Annotated in this window: 7 protein-coding genes; 1 reads left to right on the top strand and 6 read right to left on the bottom strand. The window is 38.2% G+C overall.

Annotated elements, in window-relative coordinates; genetic code table 11:
- The 5 genes from ACQR30_RS04180 to ACQR30_RS04160 all read right to left on the bottom strand — a co-directional run.
- Nucleotides 1-238, bottom strand: a 238-nt coding sequence (locus ACQR30_RS04180; protein ID WP_429731698.1) for an NmrA family NAD(P)-binding protein, incomplete at its 3' end; no start/stop codon positions are given.
- A gap of 204 nt (nucleotides 239-442) precedes the next feature.
- Nucleotides 443-667: an AtpZ/AtpI family protein gene (locus ACQR30_RS04175; RefSeq protein WP_429731695.1), complete on the bottom strand. Its 225-nt coding sequence runs from the start codon at nucleotides 665-667 to the stop codon at nucleotides 443-445.
- A gap of 85 nt (nucleotides 668-752) precedes the next feature.
- Entirely contained in the window at nucleotides 753-2,252 is a 1,500-nt protein-coding gene (gene guaB, locus ACQR30_RS04170) for an IMP dehydrogenase (RefSeq protein WP_429731692.1), read from the bottom strand.
- Nucleotides 2,253-2,719: 467 nt separating this feature from the next.
- Nucleotides 2,720-3,814 (bottom strand): DNA-processing protein DprA, encoded by a 1,095-nt coding sequence (gene dprA / locus ACQR30_RS04165; RefSeq protein WP_429731689.1) that lies wholly within the window; start codon nucleotides 3,812-3,814, stop codon nucleotides 2,720-2,722.
- Nucleotides 3,815-3,875: 61 nt separating this feature from the next.
- On the bottom strand, nucleotides 3,876-5,501 hold the full coding sequence (locus ACQR30_RS04160) for an ABC transporter substrate-binding protein (RefSeq protein WP_429731686.1): 1,626 nt from the start codon (nucleotides 5,499-5,501) through the stop codon (nucleotides 3,876-3,878).
- A 33-nt stretch (nucleotides 5,502-5,534) separates the two neighbouring features.
- Here ACQR30_RS04160 and ACQR30_RS04155 point away from each other — a divergent pair, with 33 nt between their 5' ends.
- Nucleotides 5,535-7,226, top strand: a complete 1,692-nt coding sequence (locus tag ACQR30_RS04155) for a M1 family metallopeptidase (RefSeq protein WP_429731684.1) — start codon at nucleotides 5,535-5,537, stop codon at nucleotides 7,224-7,226.
- 70 nt (nucleotides 7,227-7,296) lie between these two features.
- Here ACQR30_RS04155 and msrA read toward each other — a convergent pair whose 3' ends face one another.
- Nucleotides 7,297-7,959, bottom strand: a complete 663-nt coding sequence (gene msrA / locus ACQR30_RS04150) for a peptide-methionine (S)-S-oxide reductase MsrA (RefSeq protein WP_429731681.1) — start codon at nucleotides 7,957-7,959, stop codon at nucleotides 7,297-7,299.
- Nucleotides 7,960-7,989: the final 30 nt, after the last annotated feature.

The following is a 7,989-nucleotide window of genomic DNA, read 5'->3' as shown; positions in this document are numbered from 1 at the left end:
CTTTTTGTTTGGTAATGCCGACAGAGGAGAAGACAATATCAATATCCTTGCAGCAATTTTGCAAAGTTTCCAGTTGAGTAACTTCGGCTTTCACTAACTCATTCATCTGGATATTTTCCTTTTTTAATTTATCTATATCACGCGCAATAACCCTGGTGAAATAGTGTCGATTTTTAAATTCCTGCGCGACAAACTTTCCTAAATAGCCGGTGGCGCCAGCAATAAGTACTCTTTCCATATTGGTTTATCATTTTAGATTTTATCAGGTTGTCACTATCATGTTAAACTATAGATTGTATTTAGTTTCTACAAAGCATTGAATATCGGCAATGGAATAGTCTTGCATGGAAATATAAGCCAGTGCTATTTTATGCCTTTACCCACACCAATCGCCATAGAGCCCAAAACTTTTATTGAGTAATATTAAATTTAAAATACCTGTTTACTTTTTTTCTTTCTTTGAAAACTCTTCCACTAGTTTTACGAGCATAAAAACCAAAATCACTAATGGTAAAACCCATATAAATATCGGCATCTTCCATTTTACCTTCTCATCGAGCCAATACCCCAACCATATAGCCAACCCCACGCCAGACATCAATTGCACACCTAATCCGATATAGCGCATGTAATTATTTGACCGATTATCTTTTGAGGAATTGTTCATATTTGTAATAATTTATCACAGCAACCATATCAGTAAAAAGCCCCGCAATCACCGAAATTGCAGGGCCTCTATACACGCATAAATGCTATCTTCTACTATAATTTGGCGCCTCTTTGGTAATATATACATCATGGGCGTGGCTTTCACTCATCCCTGCATTGGTTATTTGCACAAAAGTGGTTTGTTGTAGGTCCTTTAAATCTTTAGAACCGGTAAGTCCCATTCCTGCACGTAGCCCCCCTACATATTGTGCAACGATTTCACTCAAATTTCCTTTAAAAGCTACGCGGCCCTCAATACCTTCCGGAACCATTTTCTTTGTATCAGCTTCTCCTTCTTGAAAGTAACGATCGCCACTACCCTGCTGCATGGCACCAATACTGCCCATTCCGCGATATTGTTTAAACTTTCGGCCTTCAAAAATAATTGTTTCACCGGGACTTTCTTCAACCCCGGCAAATACACTACCCATCATTACTGCTTGCGCACCCGCAGCCAACGCCTTTACCATATCGCCTGTATAGCGAATACCACCGTCGGCAATAACAGGAATACCCATTGGTTTTAATTGCTGGGCAGCATCCATAATAGCTGACAATTGCGGTACACCGGCCCCTGCGACAATGCGCGTTGTACAGATCGAACCAGGACCAATACCCACTTTTACTGCGTCTGCACCTGCATCAGCTAATGCTTTTGCACCCGCAGCTGTGGCCACATTGCCGGCTATCACTTGTAAATTTTTGAAGTTCTTCTTTAACTGCTTCAGCGCATTAATGACACCTTGACTGTGCCCATGAGAACTATCTAGCGCAACCACATCTACACCAACATTTTGCAGCGCTTCCGCCCTTTCATTTAAATCTTTGGTAATACCTAACGCACCACCTACCAATAAGCGACCATAAACGTCTTTCACCGCCATTGGGAAATTCTTTAATTGCAGAATGTCACGATAAGTAATCAATCCGATCAAATTACCTGTTTTACCGACCACCGGTAATTTCTCAATCATATGTTGCCTGAATATTTTTTCAGCCTTTTTGAGATCCGTTCCTTCCGGAGCCGTAACCAGATTTTCTTTCGTCATCACATCTGAAACTTTTTGCTTCATGTTGGTTTCAAAACGCAAATCCCTGTTGGTAAGAATGCCCACCAATTTGCCGCCTTTATTAACGATGGGTATGCCGCCAATTTTATTCTCTCTCATCAATCGCAATGCATCTCCAATAGTTGCGTCTTCGTGCAATACAACAGGGTCGAGTATCAACCCACTCTCACTCCTTTTTACTTTACGTACTTGTTCTGCCTGCTTTTCAATGGACATATTTTTGTGTAAAATCCCCACACCGCCTTCGCGTGCAAGTGCTATTGCCAAACTGGCTTCGGTAACAGTATCCATAGCCGCCGAAAGCATTGGAATATTGAGTTTTACATCTTTAGTTAGATGCGTCTGGATATTTACATCTTTAGGCAAAACCTCACTATATGCCGGTTGAAGCAGCACATCGTCGAAGGTTAATCCTATTCCGTAAAATCTTGTTGAACTGGGGTTCGTCTTTGTAGAAGTATTTCTTGTTGCCATATGCAAAGATAGACCGGCAAAATTTATTTACAAATTTTTTCTAAGTCTTTGCATTTAATTAAAGAAAAAAACGCCATCAGAGGCCAGATATACAAATATTAATATATATATTAAGTATAATACAAGAAATAATGATATTTTAATTTAAGCAAAGCTATTTTCTTACTATCTTTGTTAGCGAGAAAAACCAAAACAAAATTTCTGCTGCCGAAAAATTTTAACGAGATGATACGTTCATTAAAAGAAATTTTCCGTAAGGATAAAGCTTATAATGTCATTGAATCTGATGAACTTTCTCCATGTAAAGTTGGAGAGGAAGTATTACTGTATTCTAAACCTGGGAGATACAAAGTAGTTTCTATTTCTGATGATTCCTTTATAGTCACATGTAAAAGATGGCGACGAACAAGGGAAAAGGAGTATCGAACCCAAAAACATTTATGGTCAGATTTTAAAGCCAAAGTGTACTAAATTAGTTGATACATATTATTTGGTAGCGCCAGTAAAATACTGGCCGATTCCAATTTTAATGTTGCCTGGGCAAGATCACTTTCATTTAGTGCAGATTTCGCTTGCAATTCATCAATATGCAAAATATGATGGTCACGTAGTATGTCAACAATAGTTTGTTCGTTGGGATCCAGGTCTACATAACGAATAATATGCTGTTCTTGCCTTTGCTTTTGCGTATTCCAATTCATCGCATATAAAAATTGTTGCGTATCTGTGAATAGTGCCGCACGATTTGATTGAATAAGGAAATTATTACCTGAACTCTTTTCATCGGTTGTTCTCCCGGGTACAGCAAATATTTCACGCTCGTAACTGCCGGCAATCTCCGCCGTAATCATGCTACTACCTTTTTTAGAGGATTCTATCACAATGGTAGCATCAGTCATACCTGCAACAATCCTGTTACGTCTTGGAAAATTAAGTTTATCTGGCTTGGTATCTTGTGTAAATTCGGTGAGTAGGCCTCCCTGTGCAACCATCTCTGCAGCCATCCGTTTGTTCTGTGCAGGGTAAATAGTTTGCAGCCCATTTGCCAATACTCCAATAGTTTCTAATCCATTATTTAAGGCAGCCTGATGCACAATAGAATTAATGCCATAAGCAAAACCGCTAACAATTAGAATCTTCTGTGCCGCCAATTCTTCAATTATTTGTTCCGCCACTTTTTTACCGTAGAGCGTATTATTTCTTGTGCCGATAACACTCACAATCTTCGTATCGTTGAGCGAGCAGTTCCCCAAGAAATACAATAATACAGGTGGATCGAAGCAATTTAACAGACGCCTGGGAAATGTACAGTCAGTACAAAATAAAGGTCTGATATTATATTTGTCAATGAAGGCTATTTCCTTCTCTACCAAAGAAAAGTTTTTAAATTTTCTTATTTCCGCCGCCAGTTTAAATGAAATACCTGTCTGCGATAATTCATTCTCGGAGGCCTCAAAAATCAGGGATGCTTCTTTGAAATAATCAATCAGTTTTTTTGCAGAAACAATTCCCATATTTGGAATCATCGTCAAGGCTATTTGATATAATAATTCGCCAGACATATAAGAGCTTAAGATTGAGTATCAGATTTTTCCTTAAATATTCTCTCTGTAAATATAATTTTTATTTTGAAAAATAGACTCCTTTCAACTTCAAAGAGTTGAGTGCATCTGTGCGGAAGCCATTTATATTTGGTTGTACAAGTCTTATTACTTCATCGTAAAAAATAGGTACAACAGGTGCATCATCGATAACCATCTGGTCCATTTTTCGATACAAAGTATAACGGATAGAATCATTATTCTCTTCTAATGACTGGTTGTACAATACATCAAAGGCAGCATTGTTGTACCTAGTATAGTTCGGTGGTGCAGGGTTTTTGCTGTAAAAAACAGCCATATAATTTTCCGCGTCCGGATAATCTGCAATCCAACTTCCCAAAAAAAATGCAGCTTCCGATTGAGCCGTTTGTTGTAACAGCATACTTTTTTGCAAAACTTCTACTTGTATATGAATACCTATATTGCTTTCCTGTCTGGCGATAAAAATCGCGACATCCGCATAATCGGGATTTGTCAATAGTTTAATAACCGGTAAATTCCTCCCTTCTGGAAAACCTGCATCACTTAACAATTTTAATGCTTTTGACTGATTAAAAACATAGCCCTTTACCGAATCAGTATTACGTGAAGGTAATCCTCCCGGCACAAAACCCGCATCAGCCGGTAGCCCTATAGAATTTCGCAAATACATCATCAACAGTTTTTTATCAATGGCATAGTTGATTGCTTGGCGGACAGCCTTTATTTTTAAAGGGGAATTTCTCAGCAGTTCATTATGCTGATCCATTAAAATACCCAAATATTCCGTGTTGAGATAAGCATGTTTTTGCAAAATAATTTTATTCTTCCATTGCTTGCGTAGTACACCACTTTTGGTAATCACCTCGTCCTTAAAGGAAGGATCTACGTCATTGATAAAGCTTAATTTCCCTTGTCTAAATTGTAAAAATTCATTGGCTTTATTATTGATAAAACTTATGCAGACTGCGTCCAAATATGGCAAGTGTCTACCTTTGCTATCAGTTTCCCAATAATGTGGATTTTTCTCTAAAACAAGTACTTGTCCATCCGCCCAAAATTTCATCTGAAAAGGACCTGTACCACACGGATGGCGACCAAAGTCTTTGCCATATTTTTCTACCACCTCATGGGGAACAATCGAAGAGTATTGCATGCTCAATATGCCTAAGATAGGATGAAAGGGCTTGCGTAATGTAAGTTGAAAAGTCGAGTCATTCAGGGCTTTAAAACCATTGGGCGCAATACGATCGTTAAATATCCAGGCTCCACTGCTCGCTGTTCCCGGATCTAAAATTCTGTTAAGGCTATATACCACGTCTTGCGCAATAAGACGACGTCCTTTACCATTGTTAAAAGCAGCATTATCCTGGAAAAAGATGTTGTTGCGCAAATGAAAAGTATAAACCAGGTGATTGGCACTTATCTGCCAACTTTTGGCAAGAGAGGGAATAAAATTCAAATTACTATCTAAAGCAATCAATGTATTATACATCTGGGAGATAGGCCAAATTACCGATTGACTTTTTGCAAACGCCGGATCAAGTGTAGCGATACCTCTGGTTTCATTGTAATAAAATATCTGCCCGTTATTTTTTTTCTCATTTTTACAAGAAGAAAAATAAAAGATGCTTAGCAATAATAGAAAATATTTCTCAAAGATTTTCATAATCAAATATCCAAAACATTGTAGTTTTAAAGCATGAAAAAGACATTTATTTTATTAATAGCCGTTGCTTTTTGTGTATCGCAGTGCAAAGCACAATTATTAAGCGGTAAAAAAAGGACATTTACACACGCTGACACACTCCGCGGCAGTGTGGGCCCAGACCGTATCTGGTGGGATGTACAACGATATGATATCACCTTTCAACCCAACTATGCCACCAAAACCATAGAAGGGAATAATAAAATTACTTACAAAGTTGTTACGCAAAATCATCCCAACATAATGCAAATCGACCTGCAAGAGCCAATGCAAATTGATAGCATTTATTTTAACGGAACACAAAAGTTAACTGGCATTCAACGAGATAACAATGCATTTTTTGTGTCTGTACCTCAACAAAAGATTAATAGTAATAACACCCTAACCATATACTATCACGGTACACCCAGAGAAGCCGTACACGCGCCCTGGGATGGAGGATTTATTTGGACCAAAGATTCCCTCGGCCGCCCATGGATGACTGTGGCCTGTCAAGGATTAGGAGCCTCAGTTTGGTATCCTTGCAAAGATTACCAGGGGGATGAACCCGATTTAGGGGCAAGCCTTACCACTCTTGTAGCCGATACGTTAACGGTAGTTTCCAATGGTCGATTAGTGGCGAGAAAAAAATTACCCCATCATTTAGCAAGCTATAAATGGGCAGTCAAAAACCCCATCAATAATTACGACATCATTCCTTATATAGGGAAATATAAATCCATTGACACCACATACAATGGACTAAAAGGTAAGCTAAGCGTAACTTTGTGGGCTTTAGACTATGATTTAAAAAGGATGCGCAGCCATTGCGAGCCGGAAATATTCAAGATGCTTAAAGCATTGGAATATTGGTACGGCCCTTATCCTTTTTATGAAGATGGTTATCAATTAGTGGAAGCGTCGCATTTAGGTATGGAACATCAAAGTGCCATCGCTTATGGCAATCATTTTAAAAACGGCTATTTAGGACGCGACCTGTCACATACGGGCATCGGTTTAAAATTTGATTTTATAGTCGTACACGAAAGTGGACACGAGTGGTTTGGCAATAGCATTACCTCGAAAGACATTGCAGATATGTGGATTCATGAAAGCTTTACCAATTATTGTGAATCCCTATTTGTCGAATATTATTGGGGTAAAAAAGAAGCACAGGATTATGTGTATGGCATTCGTCAAAATATTGCAAATGACAAACCGATTATTGGGCAATATGGAGTAAATGATGAAGGCAGTGAAGACATGTATTACAAAGGCGCTAATATGATTAACAATATTCGTCACGCGATCAACAATGATAAGGCTTTTCGCGGCTTGTTACATGGTATCTGCAAAACATTTTACCATCAAACCGTTACATCCAAACAGATAGAAGATTATATCAATCATTTTACAGGAATAGATTTTAGCCGGGTGTTTCAGCAGTATTTAACAACTACGCAGATTCCTGTTCTGGAATTATATTTTTCAGAAGATAATCAAACCATTCATTATCGTTATACGAACTGCGTAGCAGGGTTTAATATGCCCATTATTTTACATGACGGCAACAATGAATTTAAATGCAACCCTTCCACACAGTGGCAATCAAAAATTGTGAAAACAGCTTCTATAGCTAATATGCTGAATCCTATCTTTATCGAAGGGCAGTATTACTTAAGTTGCAAAATGGTACACGAAAACTAAACCTATATCTTTTCAAAAGAAAATGCCGCGGCAAAAAATTTATGCTACGGCATTTTCATTGACCTGATTTTTATTTCAATTTGTCCTTAAATGCTTTCTCAAATTTTTCCAACTTCGGCTTTATTACATATTGACAATACATCTGTCTTGGGTTGTCATTGTAATAGTTCTGATGATAGTTTTCCGCAGAGAAGAAACTCTTATAAGGTTCAATTGCCGTTACAATTGGCTTATCCCAAGCACCGCTTTTCTGCAACGCTTCCTTATAATGTTGCGCCTCATCCATCTGTTGCTGGTTATGATAAAAGATTACACTCCTATATTGCGTACCTACATCGTTGCCCTGCCTGTTAAGTGTTGTAGGATCGTGTGTTTGCCAAAAAACTTTTAATAGCTCTTCAAAAGAAATTACTGAAGGGTCATACATAATTTGACAAGCTTCGGCATAGCCGGTAGTGCCTGAGCAAACTTCTTCATAGGTAGGATTAGGGGTATTACCACCACTATAGCCACTAATAACCTTTACCACACCCTTGAGTCGTTGAAAGAAAGCTTCTGTACACCAAAAACATCCGGTGCCAAATGTAGCCGTATCTATATTCTCCATTTCTAAATTTTTGTCAGCGAATTGCTCATCCACATTACTTCTTTGATGATTTTTCTGTTCAACACAAGAAGTAAAAGACGCAAAACATAAAATCGCACTTGTCCATAATAATAATTTACTACCCATATTCACAACTTTAAAACGATACATTCATTG

It is taken from the genome of Arachidicoccus sp., from assembly GCF_050436765.1.
GTDB lineage: Bacteria > Bacteroidota > Bacteroidia > Chitinophagales > Chitinophagaceae > Arachidicoccus.
This window is presented reverse-complemented; position numbering and strand designations above follow the sequence as displayed.

What these genes read in the sequence shown, in the direction of transcription:
- guaB (WP_429731692.1), bottom strand. Translation starts at nt 2,252, where the DNA reads ATGGCAACAAGAAATACTTCTACAAAGACGAACCCCAGTTCAACAAGA.
- msrA (WP_429731681.1), bottom strand. Translation starts at nt 7,959, where the DNA reads ATGGGTAGTAAATTATTATTATGGACAAGTGCGATTTTATGTTTTGCG.
- ACQR30_RS04155 (WP_429731684.1), top strand. Translation starts at nt 5,535, where the DNA reads ATGAAAAAGACATTTATTTTATTAATAGCCGTTGCTTTTTGTGTATCG.
- ACQR30_RS04175 (WP_429731695.1), bottom strand. Translation starts at nt 667, where the DNA reads ATGAACAATTCCTCAAAAGATAATCGGTCAAATAATTACATGCGCTAT.
- ACQR30_RS04160 (WP_429731686.1), bottom strand. Translation starts at nt 5,501, where the DNA reads ATGAAAATCTTTGAGAAATATTTTCTATTATTGCTAAGCATCTTTTAT.
- dprA (WP_429731689.1), bottom strand. Translation starts at nt 3,814, where the DNA reads ATGTCTGGCGAATTATTATATCAAATAGCCTTGACGATGATTCCAAAT.